The sequence below is a fragment of the Microaerobacter geothermalis genome, from assembly GCF_021608135.1.
Taxonomy (GTDB): domain Bacteria; phylum Bacillota; class Bacilli; order DSM-22679; family DSM-22679; genus Microaerobacter; species Microaerobacter geothermalis.
On record NZ_JAKIHL010000001.1, the window covers coordinates 87,214 to 103,474 of the forward strand.

General features: G+C 40.1%; 17 protein-coding genes. 13 read left to right on the plus strand and 4 right to left on the minus strand.

The annotated features are described in order from the left end of the window. Nucleotides 1–19 precede the first annotated feature (19 nt). Both L1765_RS00465 and L1765_RS00470 read left to right on the plus strand, forming a co-directional pair. Complete coding sequence (locus L1765_RS00465) at nt 20–277, plus strand: YuiB family protein (RefSeq protein ID WP_236403151.1); 258 nt, start codon at nt 20–22, stop codon at nt 275–277. 73 nt (nt 278–350) lie between these two features. Continuing rightward, nucleotides 351–1,082, plus strand: a complete 732-nt coding sequence (locus L1765_RS00470; RefSeq protein WP_236403153.1) for a 3D domain-containing protein — start codon at nt 351–353, stop codon at nt 1,080–1,082. Between the two features lie 150 nt (nt 1,083–1,232). Here the strand turns inward: L1765_RS00470 and L1765_RS00475 are convergent, their stop codons facing one another. Then, on the minus strand, nt 1,233–1,709 hold the full coding sequence (locus L1765_RS00475) for a divergent PAP2 family protein (protein ID WP_236403160.1): 477 nt from the start codon (nt 1,707–1,709) through the stop codon (nt 1,233–1,235). A gap of 153 nt (nt 1,710–1,862) precedes the next feature. Here L1765_RS00475 and L1765_RS00480 point away from each other — a divergent pair, with 153 nt between their 5' ends. The 3 genes from L1765_RS00480 to L1765_RS00490 all read left to right on the plus strand — a co-directional run bounded on the left by L1765_RS00480 (nt 1,863) and on the right by L1765_RS00490 (nt 3,192). Beyond that, nucleotides 1,863–2,243, plus strand: coding sequence for a DUF309 domain-containing protein (locus L1765_RS00480; protein ID WP_236403163.1), 381 nt, complete (start codon nt 1,863–1,865; stop codon nt 2,241–2,243). A 102-nt stretch (nt 2,244–2,345) separates the two neighbouring features. Beyond that, the gene (locus L1765_RS00485) at nt 2,346–2,759 is read left to right on the plus strand and encodes a CoA-binding protein (protein WP_268928591.1); all 414 of its coding nucleotides are present in this window, start codon (nt 2,346–2,348) and stop codon (nt 2,757–2,759) included. A 70-nt stretch (nt 2,760–2,829) separates the two neighbouring features. Beyond that, nucleotides 2,830–3,192 (plus strand): hypothetical protein, encoded by a 363-nt coding sequence (locus L1765_RS00490; RefSeq protein ID WP_236403168.1) that lies wholly within the window; start codon nt 2,830–2,832, stop codon nt 3,190–3,192. A gap of 79 nt (nt 3,193–3,271) precedes the next feature. Here the strand turns inward: L1765_RS00490 and hemG are convergent, their stop codons facing one another. Genes hemG through hemE form a run of 3 tightly spaced genes read right to left on the minus strand, consistent with a single transcriptional unit; the run spans nt 3,272 to nt 6,699 of the window. Further along, entirely contained in the window at nt 3,272–4,735 is a 1,464-nt protein-coding gene (gene hemG / locus L1765_RS00495; RefSeq protein WP_236403172.1) for a protoporphyrinogen oxidase, read from the minus strand. After that, nucleotides 4,735–5,661 carry a ferrochelatase gene (gene hemH, locus L1765_RS00500; protein WP_236403175.1) on the minus strand — a complete coding sequence of 309 codons (927 nt, stop codon included), beginning with the start codon at nt 5,659–5,661 and terminating at the stop codon, nt 4,735–4,737. The genes hemG and hemH overlap by 1 nt, the downstream gene beginning before the upstream one ends. Nucleotides 5,662–5,676: 15 nt before the next feature. Beyond that, the gene (hemE, locus tag L1765_RS00505) at nt 5,677–6,699 is read right to left on the minus strand and encodes a uroporphyrinogen decarboxylase (protein WP_236403179.1); all 1,023 of its coding nucleotides are present in this window, start codon (nt 6,697–6,699) and stop codon (nt 5,677–5,679) included. A gap of 205 nt (nt 6,700–6,904) precedes the next feature. On the opposite strand from hemE, the gene L1765_RS00510 reads away from it, so the two are divergent. The 8 genes from L1765_RS00510 (at nt 6,905) to L1765_RS00545 (ending at nt 16,225) form a co-directional block, all read left to right on the plus strand. Next, the gene (locus tag L1765_RS00510; protein ID WP_236403185.1) at nt 6,905–7,813 is read left to right on the plus strand and encodes a TIGR01777 family oxidoreductase; all 909 of its coding nucleotides are present in this window, start codon (nt 6,905–6,907) and stop codon (nt 7,811–7,813) included. Nucleotides 7,814–8,186: 373 nt separating this feature from the next. Next, complete coding sequence (locus L1765_RS00515) at nt 8,187–8,684, plus strand: Lrp/AsnC family transcriptional regulator (RefSeq protein ID WP_236403186.1); 498 nt, start codon at nt 8,187–8,189, stop codon at nt 8,682–8,684. Further along, the gene (locus tag L1765_RS00520) at nt 8,681–9,862 is read left to right on the plus strand and encodes an aminotransferase (RefSeq protein WP_236403189.1); all 1,182 of its coding nucleotides are present in this window, start codon (nt 8,681–8,683) and stop codon (nt 9,860–9,862) included. Before L1765_RS00515 ends, L1765_RS00520 begins: the two co-directional genes overlap by 4 nt. A gap of 66 nt (nt 9,863–9,928) precedes the next feature. Beyond that, nucleotides 9,929–10,633 carry a PIG-L deacetylase family protein gene (locus L1765_RS00525; RefSeq protein WP_236403195.1) on the plus strand — a complete coding sequence of 235 codons (705 nt, stop codon included), beginning with the start codon at nt 9,929–9,931 and terminating at the stop codon, nt 10,631–10,633. A gap of 108 nt (nt 10,634–10,741) precedes the next feature. After that, nucleotides 10,742–11,521: an ABC transporter ATP-binding protein gene (locus L1765_RS00530; RefSeq protein WP_268928592.1), complete on the plus strand. Its 780-nt coding sequence runs from the start codon at nt 10,742–10,744 to the stop codon at nt 11,519–11,521. Between the two features lie 174 nt (nt 11,522–11,695). Continuing rightward, the gene (locus tag L1765_RS00535) at nt 11,696–12,685 is read left to right on the plus strand and encodes an ABC transporter substrate binding protein (RefSeq protein WP_236403198.1); all 990 of its coding nucleotides are present in this window, start codon (nt 11,696–11,698) and stop codon (nt 12,683–12,685) included. Further along, complete coding sequence (locus L1765_RS00540; protein ID WP_236403201.1) at nt 12,682–14,895, plus strand: sensor histidine kinase; 2,214 nt, start codon at nt 12,682–12,684, stop codon at nt 14,893–14,895. The genes L1765_RS00535 and L1765_RS00540 overlap by 4 nt, the downstream gene beginning before the upstream one ends. Then, entirely contained in the window at nt 14,882–16,225 is a 1,344-nt protein-coding gene (locus L1765_RS00545) for a sigma-54-dependent transcriptional regulator (protein WP_236403209.1), read from the plus strand. The genes L1765_RS00540 and L1765_RS00545 overlap by 14 nt, the downstream gene beginning before the upstream one ends. Nucleotides 16,226–16,261 lie beyond the last annotated feature (36 nt).

A 16,261-nucleotide genomic window follows, 5' to 3' on the forward strand; every position in this document is an offset into this window, starting at 1 on the left:
ATACGGGTGAGGTGATTTCATGAATGTGATCCAGTTAATTATTTCTATCCCACTATTTTTTATTTTGGCATTTGGAGTCGGATTTATTTTAAATATGCTGGTAAAAACCACTTGGCTTCCTTTAATCATTTATGCAGCAATCGTATTGGGATTATTTATTAAGAAGGGGTCATTCCTTACGGTGGATGTAATTATTTTATCATCAGGACTCCTTGGCGCATTATTTAGCGGAATTGCTATTCGAATGCTTCGGGTAAGGGGTTATCGCATGTTTTAACAAAATCCTTTTTCTCCTTATGTATAGAAATTCTCTTTTTTGGAGAGAAAAGTAAGGAGAGGAGGTTTTTTTAATGTCAAATCTTGCATACCGTTTCAAGTATTTCTCCAGCTTTATCTTTTGGGGAGTACTGTTATATGCGGTATATGTTTTTGCCAACCCTATAGAAATAGCTCCGATGAAACAGATAATAAAAGAAAAGTACACCCTGAATATAAGTGACAAGGAAGTAGAACAAAAGGAATTACTACCCCTAAAAGAACAGAAAAGAAGAGAAGAAATCAATTCGTATAAAAGTATAGCCGTTGTCAAGGAGAACAAAAAAGATTTCAAAAGTCCTGTGGGTCTCGCGTCAGTTAAAACATCGGCAATCCCTATCATAACCCATCCAACTGACGAGGAATTATCGAGATTCCCTGTGGTTGAGGTGGTAGCAACCGGTTATTATGCTGGAGTAGAATCCACAGGAAAGGATCCCACCCATCCTGAATATGGAATTACTTATTCGGGTGTCAGGGTTAAGAGGGATCAGTTCTCAACGATTGCCGCTGATTTATCTGTATTTCCTTTAGGAACGATTCTTTATATTCCTGACTATGGATATGGCGTTGTAACAGATATCGGATCTGCCATAAAAGGGAATAAGATAGACCTATATTTTGAAACCAAGGAAGATGTATATAATCTTTGGGGAAAAAGAAAAGTAAACGTATGGGTTATTCAACGGGGGAATGGGAAGGTAACGGATCAAATGTTGGAAGAATTGAATGAAAGGCAAGTGGCTTTTTTACCGACGATAAACTAAAACCATGGGCGAAATCCCACGGTTTTTCTTTGTCCTGTTGCACTGTCAACATTTGCACGTCCTGTGCGGTACAACTAGAGTTTCAGTTGGAGTTAAGATTCCCACTAAACTATGTTTCTTTTTAGTTTATTGAAAAATGGGGTATAAGAATTATGAAGTAATGGGGTATAAAGCTAATGCTACAATTATCCCTAACAATCCGCCTATAAGAACTTCAACAGGCTGATGACCCAATAATTCTTTTAATTTTTTCTTTTTTTCCTTTTTGGGCTTTACGGTCCAGGTCTTCATGCCTTCTACCAAATGATTAAACTCTTCTACCAACTTATTAAGCACGACTGCTTGTTCACCGGCGTGACGTCGAATTCCGGCAGCATCATACATCACAATAAGGCCTATAATTAAACTGACGGCAAATAGTCCGGATTGAAATCCTTCAGTAAGTCCTATCGCTGTAGATAGGGATGTAACAGCAGCGGAATGTGAACTAGGCATTCCCCCTGTACTAAAGAGCAGCCCCACATTCCAAACTCTGGTTCCCCAATAATGGATTGGTATTTTTACGACTTGGGCCAGGGAAATAGCCAATAATGAAGCCCATAAGGGATAATTGTTGAATAATGACATGGATGTCTTCCTTTCTAAATGATTTCATCCATTATTTTACCACATGAATCGCGATTGCACTCAATTCTTTTGTTCCATTCTTGGTCGCGGTTAGCTATAGGGAAAGTGGTGGTAAAATAATGGAAGACAACGATTAAAAATAGGTGGTGAATCATGTCTTTCCCAGAGGAGTATTATTTGTTTTTTCAGAAATTTAATGAAGGAGAGTACTATGAGTGCCATGATCTTCTTGAAGAGATATGGATGGGACAAAAGCAGAACAAGTATCTTCAGGGGATGCTTCAAATGACTGTAGGCATTTATCATTTTGAATATGGCAATATAAAGGGAGCCCGTTTGATGTTGGAATCAGGCAAACAGTATCTCTTACCCTACAGGCCTTTCTATTGGGGGGTCAATGTTGATGAAGTGATTCAATTTATTGATCAGTGTTTATCGGTCCTCCCTGAAAAAGACAGCATTTCCCTAGAAGAGGTAAAAAAGATTCCCTTTCCAGCCATTCAACTTCAACTGCAAGAGGAACCTTTAAGCTAAGAAGGAATGATTCTCTTCAGAGACATTAGCCCGATTGATTGAATGGTTTGAAGAACAGGATTTTTGGGAAAATAAAGGGTGACGAAAGGGGAGGGTGAGATCATGTATCAAAATCCGACAGAAGAAGAACGGAGGCAGCTATTGAAATCTGCCAGGACCATCGCCGTCGTTGGCTTATCCGATAATCCCGAAAAAAGCAGCTATATGATTGCGGAGGCTCTTCAACATGCTGGATACAGGATTATTCCAGTAAATCCCAATGTTACTCAGGTTTTAGGTGAAAAAGCATATCCCAGATTAACGGATATCCCAGAATCCGTTGACATTGTGGATGTCTTTCGGAGAAGCGAGTTTGTAGAACCCATTGCTAAAGATGCCGTCCAGATTGGTGCAAAGGCATTATGGATGCAGCAGGGCGTATATCATGAGAAAGCAGCACAATATGCAATAGAACATGGCCTTCTTGTGGTGATGAACAGGTGTATTAAAGTAGACCATGCTCTATTGTTGCGGTGATGATATTAGGAATTTAATAGGGGCGAGATAAGCGAAACACATTTTATTCATATTTATCACAATTTTTATCTTGATTTTTGTCAGTATTGTAATGATAAATTATGGCGAAGAGACTATATATTTAACATTTAAAGGTGAGGGTGAAAACTGGAAAGCGGAATACCAAGTTTCAGGATATAAAAGTTTTTTCGAAAGGGAATTAACGATTACTTACAAAGGCGAACTATCAGAAATTTCTTCTGTCAAAAAGTTGGAATTTTCGTATGATAATTCCATAAGTAGTGGGAATAGTGAAATAAATTTTATTATGAGTCCAGATAAAAAAGAATTCTCACATAGAAGTTCCTCAAGCGGCCCCGTTGAATCCTATAACGAAACCACGAAAGTAACAATCAAATGGAATGGAATTACCGAAACAATATTCTTGAAATAAAATCCATATTCATTATAAACGATACAGAAAAACCTAGCCAAAAATGGGCTAGGTTTTTTGAATTCATGCTTGGCGAAAGTCAAGTTCTTTTGAGATATTGAGTGACATTGTCGGCAGTGCTTACTCCTTGACGGATACAATCAGGTACTCCGAGCCCGTCATATCCTGCACCTGTCAAGAATAGACCGGGATATGCTTCGGACAACCGGTCTTCTACCTTTTTCATTCGTTCCAGATGCCCGACCGTATATTGGGGCATGGCAGATTTCCACTCAAATATTTCTGCATGGACAGGAGATGCGGCAATTCCCATAATATCTTTCAGATCCTTTTGGACTCCTTCAATGATTTCTTCTTCTGTCATTTTCAAATGCCTCTCGTCCCCAGCCCGTCCAACATAACATCGCAGGAGTACCTGGTCAGGGGTGGAAGTGTGCAGCCATTTTGAAGAGACCCATGTGCAAGCCGTAATCAAGCGGTTTTCACCCCTTGGAACCACGAATCCGCTGCCGTCAAGGGGATATTGAATGTCTGATTTGCGGTATGCGAGGGCAACTGTGGCTACCGATACATATGGAATCTCAAGATTTTCACCCAAAACCTCATCAAATTGAAGCAATCGGGTCGTGACGAAGTTTGGTGTGGCAAGGATAACGGCATCACAAAAGATCGTTTCTCCGGTAGTCAGAAGCAGTTGATATTTTTTATTTTCTTGGGACAGGTGTAAACCTTCTACCCCTGTTCCTTTTCTTAACGTCACATCATCACCGTTAAGCCGGTCAACAAGGGCTTCTGGCAGGGTTTGGAGCCCCTTTTCCAGTGACAAAAAGATACTACTTGGAAGTTTTCTTTGACCAGGCTTAGCGGATGTTGTATTTGTCTGTCCAGGTTTTTTGGACTTGCCCATGGCAATTTGTGCCGCTGACCCCTTTATCAGGCTTCCGTATTTTTCGATCATGGCATGAAAATGGGGAAAGGTAGCCTTCAAGCTTAACTCATCAACACTTCCTGCATAAATCCCAGCCAGAACGGGTTCCACAATTCGTTCCACAACCTCGTTTCCAAGCCTTCTTCGTAAAAATTTACCCAAAGATTCATCCTCTTTGGTGTTGCCTTTTGGGAGAAAGAGATCCAATCCTGCCCTTATTTTTCCAATCGGAGAGATTAAAGGAGTTTTGGCAAAAGAGCTCAGCTTGGCCGGGATTCCCATCACGGATACAGGAGGGAAGGAACGTAATCTTCCCCGGTGCAAAATATAATTCTTCTTGGCTGCCGGATTGGTTCCCACCAGTTGTTCGGCAATCCCCAGGTCTTCACATAATTGAATCGCAGCAGTTTTTCGGGCAAGAAAAGAATCGGGACCTCCTTCGATAATCAGTCCCTCTGCATAAGAAGTTTTGATCTTCCCGCCAAAGTGATTCTCTTTTTCAATCACCTTAAGGGAGATGTTTAAGCCCTTTTCTCGTGCAGATTTTTTAAGATAAAACGCAGCACTTAGACCGGCAATACCGCCACCAACGATAGCCACATGTTTTGTTTCCATTATTCTTCTCCTGTTAAATGGGTAAAAATGATATGCTTAAGTCCTTGCAAGAAATCCAGGTCGGCATTTAACATGGGTGTCCGTTCAAGATGAACTCCAAGTTCGTTACTTTGTTTTTGACACTCAATATCAATATCGTAAAGGACTTCAAGATGATCACTGACAAACCCCACGGGACAGCTGATAAGGTAACGATTTCCTTTTGAATGCTCTTCTCTTATGACATCCAAAATATCAGGACCCAACCAGGGTTCTGGCGTACGGCCTGCACTTTGCCAGGCATACAGCCAATGCCTTAATGGTACCATCTTCGCTACTTCATTCCCTGTTTCTTCAAGTTGTGCCGGATATGGATCTCCCATGTCCAAGATTCGCCTCGGTAAACTGTGGGCTGAAAAAATCACCCGTACCTGATCTTGTACATCAGTTGGAAATCTTTTCAAGGTACCTTTAATCCGAGTTGAAATAGCTTGCAAATACTTTGGTTGGACATGCCAGTTTTTGATAAAAGTCAAATGTAAAGACGGATAAGACTGAGCCGCTTCCAAAGCAGCCTGGATATATGTACCGACACTCATCACCGAATAATGCGGGGCCAGAACCAGACCAACAGCCCTTGTTATTCCATCTTCAGCCATTTTTTTCACGGTATCGGCAATGAAAGGAGAAGAGTGTTTCATTCCAAGATATACCCGATATCCTCCCCCTGCCTCGTTTAGAAGTTCTTCTAATCCTTGAGCCTGGGCTTCGGTGATTTTTCGCAAAGGGGAAAGCCCGCCAATCGCCTCATAGCGGCTGATGAGTTCATTCAGTTGTTCTTGAGTAGGTTTTCGCCCACGGCGTATGTGCGTGTAGTAAGCTTCCACTTCATCAAGACTTCGTGGGGTGCCATAGGCCATTAATAAAATCCCAATGGGTTTCTCCATGAATATTAACCACCTTTACACTCGTTGTCCGTATTCATGTATAAATTCGGTCAAACGTTTTAACGTATCAACCGATGCGGTTGGAAATACGCCATGCCCCAAATTGAAAACATGACCGGAATGCTCTCTTCCTGCATCAATAATTTCCATTGCTTTTTGCTTAAGCACATCCCATGGCGCCAACAATAAGGCTGGATCAAGGTTTCCCTGGATCGCGATCTCATTGCCGATTCTGGGGGAGGCCTCTTTCAGGGGAACCCGCCAATCCACCCCAAGCACATCGGCACCCGTTTGTTTCAGATCAAATAACAGCTCCCCTGTACCTACTCCAAAATAGATTTTTGGCACATCAAGATGGGAAATGCCCTGGAATATCCGTTGAACAGTAGGTAACACGTACTCACGGTAATCATCGGGAGATAATGCTCCGGCCCAACTGTCAAAAATCTGCAAGGCTTTTGCTCCCGCATTTACTTGAATTTCCAAGTAATCGATGATTGTTTTCTCCAATCGGTTCATCAATGCAAACCATGTTTTAGGATCGCTATACATCATGGCCTTTGTTTTCAGATAATCCCGGGACGGTTTTCCTTCAATCATATAACTGGCCAATGTAAAGGGAGCACCGGAAAAACCGATGAGAGGAACAGGTAATTCTCTGGACAGGATTTTTATGGTTTCTGTCATAAAGGATAAATCGTTGGGATCAAGATCATGAAGTCTTTCAACATCAGCCAGGGCTTGTATCGGATGGTCAACCACCGGTCCAATCCCTGAGCGAATCTCAAAGGGCATCCCGATGGGATCCAATGGAACCATAATGTCCGAGAACAAGATAGCGGCATCCACATTTAACTGCTGAACGGGCAAAGTGGTGACTTCAACACATAGTTCAGGAATCTTCACAATGTCAATCAAACTGTATTTTTTGCGAATTTCCCGATATTCCGGTTGATACCTCCCCGCCTGTCTCATATACCATACGGGAGTGGTGTCAACGGTCTCCCGTCTGCACGCGCGCAAAAAACGATCATTCATTCTTCTCTTCCCTCATTTCTATGTACTGACAAGCTTTTTCTTCAATATACTTTACCATGTTTATAAAATCAACGAAACTCCCTTATTTTTTGACGCTGACAGGGCGATGTGTCATCAATTTGTCATGGCTTTTCCAAAATTTTTTTATAACCAAAAAAATGATAACATATTAGTAATGACAGGAATCGTTTCGGGAGGGTTTTCAATGAAGATTGCCATAAGTGGAGGAACGGGATTCATAGGCAGTTATCTCGTTGAGGAATGGTTAAAAAGCAAAATTGAGGTTGTTCTGATTTCGCGCAACCGTTCCTATGCAAAGGAAAAATTTCCTAATGTTCAATGTGTTACGTGGGGGCAATTAGACCGTCAACTAGATCAATTGGAAGGTATTTATGCTTTGGTTAACTTGGCAGGTGAATCGATTAGCACCGGGAGGTGGACTAAAAAAAGAAAAAGGGTGATTCTCCAATCCAGGCTTGATGCGACCAGAAATGTCACCCACTTAGTATCCAGATTGACTGAAAAACCAGAGGTCGTGATAAACGGATCTGCGATTGGTATTTATGGATATTCGGAAACCGACACATTTGATGAAAATCAGCAAAGATATGGATGTGATTTTTTGGCAAAGGTTGTCCAACAGTGGGAAAATGAGGCTGACAAAATCAAAGGAACCAGAGTGGTGAAATTACGGACGGGAATTGTACTAGGTTTAACTGGAGGTGCTTTTCCGAAAATGCTGTTGCCGTATACATTAGGAATTGGCGGAAAGATTGGTTCCGGCAGACAATGGTTATCCTGGATTCACGTGTTGGATATGATCAGACTGATTCAGCTTTGCATAGAAGACAGGAATATCGAAGGACCCGTAAATGCTGTTGCTCCCAATCCGGTAACCAATGATCAGTTTGGCCGCATTCTCTCAAAAGTGCTGAAAACTCGCCACTGGCTCCCTGTTCCTGGCTTTGTACTGCAGCTGATCTTTGGTGAAATGTCAGAAATTCTTCTGAAAGGACAGAGAGTTTATCCGAAGAAGTTATTGGATGCTGGTTTCGTCTTTACATTTGAAAATCTGGAAGAGGCACTGGTCCATCTTCTGGATCATAGGGATTAAGTAGAGATCAGTTTCTTTTATTTTCTATCCGTTTAAAAATGGTTGGGATGAATATAGTGGCAAGGGATATGCTCATGGCAAATATGGTTTCTGCAATAATAATGGCTTTCCACATAGGTTTTTTCCTCCTTCTTCATACATCTATATTCATAATATTCTAATATTCAGAAAAAATCCACATAGAAATGCATATTTACACAGTAAAAATATTAAAAAAATGCCAGGTTAATCTGTTTTGGAATCTGGGACCAACTATGATCATCGTGCAATTGATAATTTTCAGGAAATTTTTCAGAAAAAAATTAGAAAAAGATACTTTGTTTTTCCCTTCCTGTGATAAAATTTAAGGTAAAAAACTAAGGGGTTGGAGAGAATGGAAAAAGGAAAGATAAAGGAATTACTGCGCATCCTGGAAGAGAACAGCAGGCTGGAGCCACAGGTTCTTTCCGAGATGCTGGATCTTCCCTTGGATGAGGTGAAATTTACTGTTGAAAAATTGGAACAATCTGGGATTATTCTTAAATATTCTTCCATTATCAACTGGGATAAAGTTGAAGAAAATGACCATATCACCGCAATGATTGACGTAAAAGTTACTCCAAAGCGAGAAGTGGGCTTCGACGACATTGCCAGAAGGATTTACCGTTTTCCAGAAGTGAAATCCGTTTATTTGATGTCCGGTGCCTATGATCTCTCCGTAGTGATCGAAGGGGTTACGATGAAAGAGGTAGCCCAGTTTGTTTCGGAAAAGCTTTCTACTTTGGATTCGGTTATCTCAACAACTACTCATTTTATCCTGAAAAAATACAAGCATGATGGCGTGATCTTTGATGATCGTGAAGATGATAAACGGATGGTTGTTACGCCATGAATAAGATAGACACATTTATTCTAAATCCGCGGTTATCTAAGACCATTCAATCTATTCCTCCTTCAGGTATCCGGCGTTTTTTTGACCTGGCTTCGTCCATGGCAGGGGTGATTTCTTTAGGGGTTGGAGAACCGGACTTTGTCACCCCCTGGAAAATGAGAGAAGCCAGCATTTCAGCATTGGAAAGAGGGTATACCACATACACCGCGAATAGCGGACTTCCCGAATTAAAGAAGGAAATTAGTAAATACCTGCAGCGGGAATTTCGTTTAGATTATAACCCTGAGAAGGAGATTGTGGTGACTGTCGGTGCCAGTGAAGCCATTGATATTGCTTTAAGGGCAATCTTAGACCCGGGGGATGAAGTAATCGTGGTTGAACCCAGTTATGTGTCATATGCTCCAGTGGTTTCCTTGGCGGGGGGGATTCCGGTAACGGTTGCCACAGATAAAACAAGTTCATTTAAGTTAACGCCGGAAGCTTTTGAAGAAAAGATCAGCAGAAGGACTAAAGCCGTTATTTTTTGTTACCCCAATAATCCAACCGGAGCCATTATGACTGGAAAAGAATTGGAGAGAGTAGCGGAAATAGTGGTTAAACATGATCTGTTGGTGATTTCTGATGAAATATATGCAGAATTAACCTATGACCGGAAACATGATTCCTTTGCGGCCATCAAGGGAATGTTTGACAGAACCATATTAATTTCTGGTTTCTCCAAAGCATTTGCCATGACCGGATGGCGAATCGGATTTGCAGCTGGTCCTCCGGATGTGATACAGGCGATGATCAAAATCCATCAGTACACCATTCTTTGCGCCCCCATTATGGGACAGATGGCTGCCATAGAAGCCTTGAAAAATGGAATGCGGGAAAAAGATGAAATGGTGAACAGTTATCGTCAAAGAAGAAATTATATGGTAAAGGCCTTGCGAGAGATTGGATTGTCTACCCATGAACCCGAGGGCGCATTTTATATGTTTCCTTCCATTGAAAGTACCGGATTAACCTCTGAAGAGTTTGCGGAAGGACTGATCATGAAGGAAAAGGTGGCCGTTGTACCAGGTAATGTATTTGGACAGGGTGGAGAAGGCCATATTCGTTGCTCTTATGCCACATCCATGGAGCAGCTTCAAGAAGCAGTGAAAAGAATCAAAAGATACTTGGATTCGTTATAAAGAGAAACTTCAAAGACGGGATTATGGTGGAATAACATCAATCTAACTTAGAGGAAGGGATACAGCATGGCAACAAACAAACTCCTGGCCATATTCGCTCATCCTGATGATGAAACCGTTTCATGTGCAGGAACCTTAGCCCTATTAGCAGAGTCTGGATGGGATCTAACATTAATATGTGCTACCCGAGGGGAGAAAGGAAGACGAATGGGGAAGCCTCCTTTTACCACAAGAGAACAGCTTCCATTTGTCAGAGAGCAGGAATTAAAGAAGGCCTGTGAGGTATTAGGGGTGAGTAACCCTATTTTTCTGGATATTCCCGATAAAGAAGTGGAGGAAGCGGAGAAGAGGGATCTTGAAGAACGATTGATCTCTTACATACAGGAGATAAAACCGGTAATCGTCATTACCTTCGGGTTAATGGGAAGATTTGCTTACCATCCCGACCATCGCGCCATTTCTCGTGCGGCAACAGCTGCCTTTTATAAAGCTAAAACAGCGAAGGAATTGTACTATCCCCTTTTTCAGTATGAAGCACTGGATCCCAAGTTGATTGAAATTTCTTCCGAGAGTATTGTAGCAGTAAATATTGAGAAAACATGGACTAAGAAGGTGTTGGCATATAAAAAACATTTAACCCAATTTCAGCAGGAAGATTGGCTGTGGGGAGATAACAGGATGGTGGAAACAAAGATTCCCCGAAAGGAGTATTTTATTAAAGTGTATAGTGAAAGCACGAATTTTCTTCTTGAGGAGAACCTTATCGGATAACGATAATTATGCATTATTTAAGTTGTTGGGGAGTGATGGGATTTGTACTGATTCCTATCATAAGGTGATTGAAATGGCGATAAATACCATCAATAGGGAGAGGAAATAATGTCCGTGATTCAACTTCAGAATATTTCGTGGGTTAGAGAAGATAAGACCATACTGAATCAAGTAAACTGGCAAGTGAATCGGGGAGAACATTGGGCTATAGTGGGACTTAATGGATCCGGAAAGACCTCTCTGCTCCATATGATCGTGGGATATGAATGGCCAACTAAGGGGAAGGTTTCTGTACTGGGGCAGGAATTTGGAAAATGTGATGTAAGAGAGCTTCGTAAATCTATAGGATGGGTAAGCTCTTCTTTCCAGGAACGAATTTATGGTCAGGATTTGGTCCATGACGTTGTTTTAAGCGGAAAATTTGCTTCTATTGGGATATATGAAGAAACCGATGAGCGGGATCACGAGAAAGTGAAAAATCTTCTGGAACAGTTTGGACTGATCAAACTATCAAACCAATTCTATCGGTTTCTTTCCCAGGGTGAAAAACAAAAGGTTCTTATCGCCAGAGCCTTAATGGCTTCTCCCCAGCTTCTTATTTTGGACGAATCCTGCTCTGGTTTGGACATATTATCCAGGGAAATGGTTTTGGATATGGTAAAGGTTTTAGGAGAAGATCCAGAAGGACCTACCATTATCTATGTCACTCACCACGTAGAAGAAATTCTTCCTGTGATCAGCCATGTTCTTTTGCTTGAAGATGGGAAAGTGGCAGCAGCGGGAGAGAAAAAAGAGGTATTAACAGAAGGGATATTATCACGTATTTTTCAGCTGCCTTTGCAGTTGGAGTGGAAATTTAATCGTCCTTGGATACAAATAGGGTCATGAATAACACACATGTCTATGTAAAAGGTTTTGGAGAAGAAAATGTTACCAGAACCTTTTTTTTTCGCGAAATTCATAAAAAGTTCACGAATCCTTCAATGTAACACCGGATCATTCCTTTACAATAGTAAAAAGAGTGTTTGTAAAAAGAGTGCTACATGAAATGGGGAGAAATATGTGAACAAAAACCTACTTCTTCTAATAGCTGTCTTTATATTGCTGATTTCTTTAATTATTTACGTAAATTGGGAAGAGGAGAAACAGGTATATCATATTGGCATATTAATTGCAAACGATAGTAGATATGATAAGGTAAGAGGATTAAAGGATGAACTGGAAACCTTGGGGTTCTATGAAGGTGAGAATACGGTTTATCATGAATATCAGTCAAAATACGGAGAGGATATAGTATATCAAGCTTCAACACTTCTTGCTAACCCTTTGGATATTATTGTTACCGCAGGTGGAGTAGAAACACTGATTATTAAAAATCTAAATCCTGATGTTCCCGTAGTCTTTATTGGGGTAGCCTCTCCTGAAGAATGGGGATTAGTGGCGGGACATAAAGGAGGATCCAATATCACAGGAATTGATAATGGCCAAATTGATGTGATCGGGAAAAGGCTAGAATTATTAGCAAAAATAAATCCGAAAGTAAAAAAAATCATGGTCTTAACGGATAAAAAAGCTCCACCTACATCAATTGCCATCTCAGAGACCTTGTCTTCAATCCATTTATTAGATCTTAACTATGATATTGTTTCTATAGAAAATTCTCAGGAAGTAAGGGAGCTAATAAGTGATCAGAATTTTGATTATCAAGCAATACTTCCTTTACCCAGTTTCGTCCTTGAGGAAGTTTTAGTCAATGAACTCCCTCTATTAAAAGAAAAAAGAATATTTGTTATGGGAGCCTACCCGGAACAAGTGGAGAAGGGAATGTATATGGCTTACGGATCTTCCTTTTACGAACAAGGAGTCCAAGCGGCACATCTTGTTTCAAAGGTTTTGTGGGGTTCCAGTGTTACATCGATTCCGATAGAACATCCGGAAAGATATTTATTGAAGGCCAATTACAATTCCCTGTTAGACATTGGATGGGAGCTGGATGAGAAAAAACAATCCATCTTTGATGAAATTATTTATTTAGGAGAAATCATAAAATGAGAATGAAATCCTTTTGGCAGCAAGTGATACCCTGGAACAAGATAAAGGTAAAAATACTCGTCTTTGGCCTATCCATGTCCATTATCCCTTTTATTCTTTTAGGTATTCTTAATATCTATTCCGGTCAAGAAAAAATGGAAGAATTCCTGCAAACCAAACATTCGGTGATTATCCAGAACTCTGTAGAAAAGCTGGAAATGACAATTTATCATGTTTTGAATCAGCTTAAGATGTTGAGGGATACGGGATTAGTTCATCACCAAAATGATGATTTGTATTTTTTATTTGGGGGGTTTTTAAAAAATGTTCCGATGGCAGACAGCATTATATGGATTAATGAAGATGGAGAAATCAATTTTAGGTTAGAAAGAAGAAGTGTAATAACGGCTAAAAATAATAACATGATCAATAATCAGGAACTTTTAAACACGTTAGCAGAAGGAAAGGATTACTTAGGAGACGTTCAGGTATCCGAAACTGGTTTAACCATGCAATTGGCAGTACCCATCCATCGTGTGAATCAGGGCAATGGGGGATTAATTGTAAACATTAATCTAAAGAGTCTTTTCTCTAAAATCGTTTCCAAGCCCATAGGGGAAAATGCTTATATTTATATTTTAGATAAAGATTATCGTCTCATTGGACATAAAGATTTTAGCAAAGTTCTTTACTTTGATAATCATTCAGAGGATAGCCTTTATAGAAATTTGTTTCAAAAGAAGGATCTCACCAAGAATCAACCGGTATTTCTTCAATCGTATGTTTCTTTGGAAGAGAAGGAAGTGGTTGGAACCATTCAAACCGTTCCATTAACCAATTGGATGGTTGTATTGGAGCAGTATGAAAGAGACGCTTTCCAATCAGGCCGTCAATTAGTCATGAATTTAACTTTATATACACTTCTCACTGCTTCGGTCGTTTCAGTCATCAGCATTATCTTTGCATTATTTTTTAGTAAGCCCATCGAAAAGATTGAAAAAGGCGTAAAAAATGTTACGGAAGGAGATATGAATACTGAGATAGATATCCAGACCAGTGATGAAATCGGAAGCTTGGCCCATTCCTTTAACAGTATGATGAGAAAATTAAAGGAAAATTCTGATCGGCTAATTGAGGAAAAAAAGCGCCTGGATACTGTTGTTAGTGGGCTTGGTATGGGATTAATTCTTCTTGATCACGATTTTAAGTTAAGATGGGTTAATAAAACAATAGAAAACTGGTTTGGTGATCCCGATTATTTAATTGGAAAGCATTGTGGGCAAACCATTGGTCGTGATTGTGGATTTTGTGAGTCATGTCCAGCCTTGACAAAGGAAATTGTCCTTGAAGACAGCAAGGAGATTGTAACCACCCGAGTCATCCGTGGCAAGACAAGATATTTTAGGCATCAGGTATTTGTGCTGCACTCCTCAAAACAGGAACATTCCTCTTATCTTGAGGTGATTGAAGATATTACCGAAAAAAGAGAAATGGAGCTAATGGTTCATCAGGCGGATAAATTGGCTGCCATCGGGTTGTTGGCATCCGGATTGGCTCATGAAATCAATAATCCATTAGGAGTTTTATCTATTTATAGCGAGGATTTGCAAGACAGACTAAAGGAAGAAGACGTTAATCAACTTTATCAATCAGGTGAAATTGAGCGGTATTTAGAAACCATACAAAAACAAATTGATCGTTGTAAAACAATTACTCAAAATCTATTAAACTTTTCACGAAAAAGCACAAAGGAACTAGAGCCAGTTTCTGTTCATGAAACAATCAATGAAGTAACGGTGCTTTTACACCATAAGATTAAAAAGAATCATATATTGTTGGAACAGAATTTCGCATCGAAGGATCCTCTTGTTTTAGCAAAGTCAGGAGAAATCCATCAAGTGATTTTAAACATTCTTACTAATGCCATTGATGCTGTAGAAGGTAAACAGGGAGTCATTCAAATTTCCACCTATGATGCGAAAGGAAAGCTTTATATTGAAATAAAGGATAACGGAATAGGAATTACGGAAGAGGAGAGAAAAAGGGTATTTGAACCCTTTTATACCACAAAACCGCCGGGTAAAGGAACAGGGTTAGGCTTATCGGTATGCTATGGTTTGATTAAAAATCTGGGTGGGAATATCTATCTTGAAAGCACTTGGAAAAAGGGGACTTTAGTTCGATTAGAATTTCCGCATTGGAGGGAGGGGGATAAAGATGAATCAAGATAACATCACTATTTTAGTTGTTGATGATGAAGAAGAATTTCGAACCTTATTACGCTCCCGACTTTCCAGAAAGGGCTATCACGTTTTTGAAGCTGCTGATGGAAGAAAAGCTTTAGAAATCATTGAGGCCCATCCTGTTGATGTGGTTTTACTGGATCTACGAATGCCGGAAATGGATGGGATGACTTTTCTCGAAAAGAATAAACGATCCGTTCAGGTCATCGTACTTACTGGCCATGGCAGTGTGGAAACAGCCATTGAAGCGATGAAAAAAGGGGCGTATGATTATCTGACGAAGCCCTATAACATGAAGGAATTAGAAGCCTTAATTGAAAAAGCATCCGAAAAAAGCAGATTAACGGTTGAGAATCAGCATTTAAAGGATTTGATGAGAACGAAAGTACGGGAGCGGGGAATTATTGCTGAAAGTCCATTCATGAAAGAGATTTTGTTCATGGCAACCAGGGTGGCGAAAACTGATTCACCTGTCCTCTTATTAGGTGAAAGCGGAACAGGAAAAGAGGTTTTAGCTCAATTCATATATGAGGAGAGCTTGAGAAATAACAAACCCTTTATTCCCATCAATATGGGTGCTATACCGGAAACTGTATTGGAGAGTGAACTGTTTGGACATGAAAAAGGTGCATTTACCGGTGCCATGAACCAAAAAAAAGGTCTTTTTGAGTTAGCAGATGGGGGAACGTTATTTTTAGACGAGATTGGAGATATGCCTCTACCCTTGCAAGTCAAATTATTAAGATTCTTGGAAGCAGGAGAATATCGGCGGGTTGGAGGGAATCAGGTTCTAAAGGTAAATGTTCGGATCATTGCAGCAACCAATGTCAATTTGGAAGAAAAAGTTGCTCTTGAACAGTTTCGTTCTGATTTATATTATCGTCTTCATGTGTTTAAAATTGAAATTCCACCTCTCCGGGAAAGAAGGGAAGATATCCTACCTTTAGCCCATTATTTCTTAGCTAAATATGATGCATCCAAGGTATTTTCCGAAGAAGCGGTGAAGGCTCTCCTTCAATATCATTACCCTGGGAATATAAGGGAACTGTCACATATGATTGAAAGAGGATGTATCTTGGCTCCAGAAAAAACCATTAAAGAAGATCATATCTTTTCAAATACCGAAATCTCCAAAAATAAAGCTCTACCTCATCAAATAAAGGATAACTTATTCCTTCCATTACGAGAAATTGAAAGGCAATATATATTGCAGGTACTAGATCATACGGAAGGTAATAAAAAGAAAGCTGCTGACATTTTAGGAATAAGCGTTAGAAACTTATATCGAAAGCTTAATGAATATGAAGGGGAAGCGTGACAGGATGTCATAAGCGTGACAAAAAGTCATGCTTTT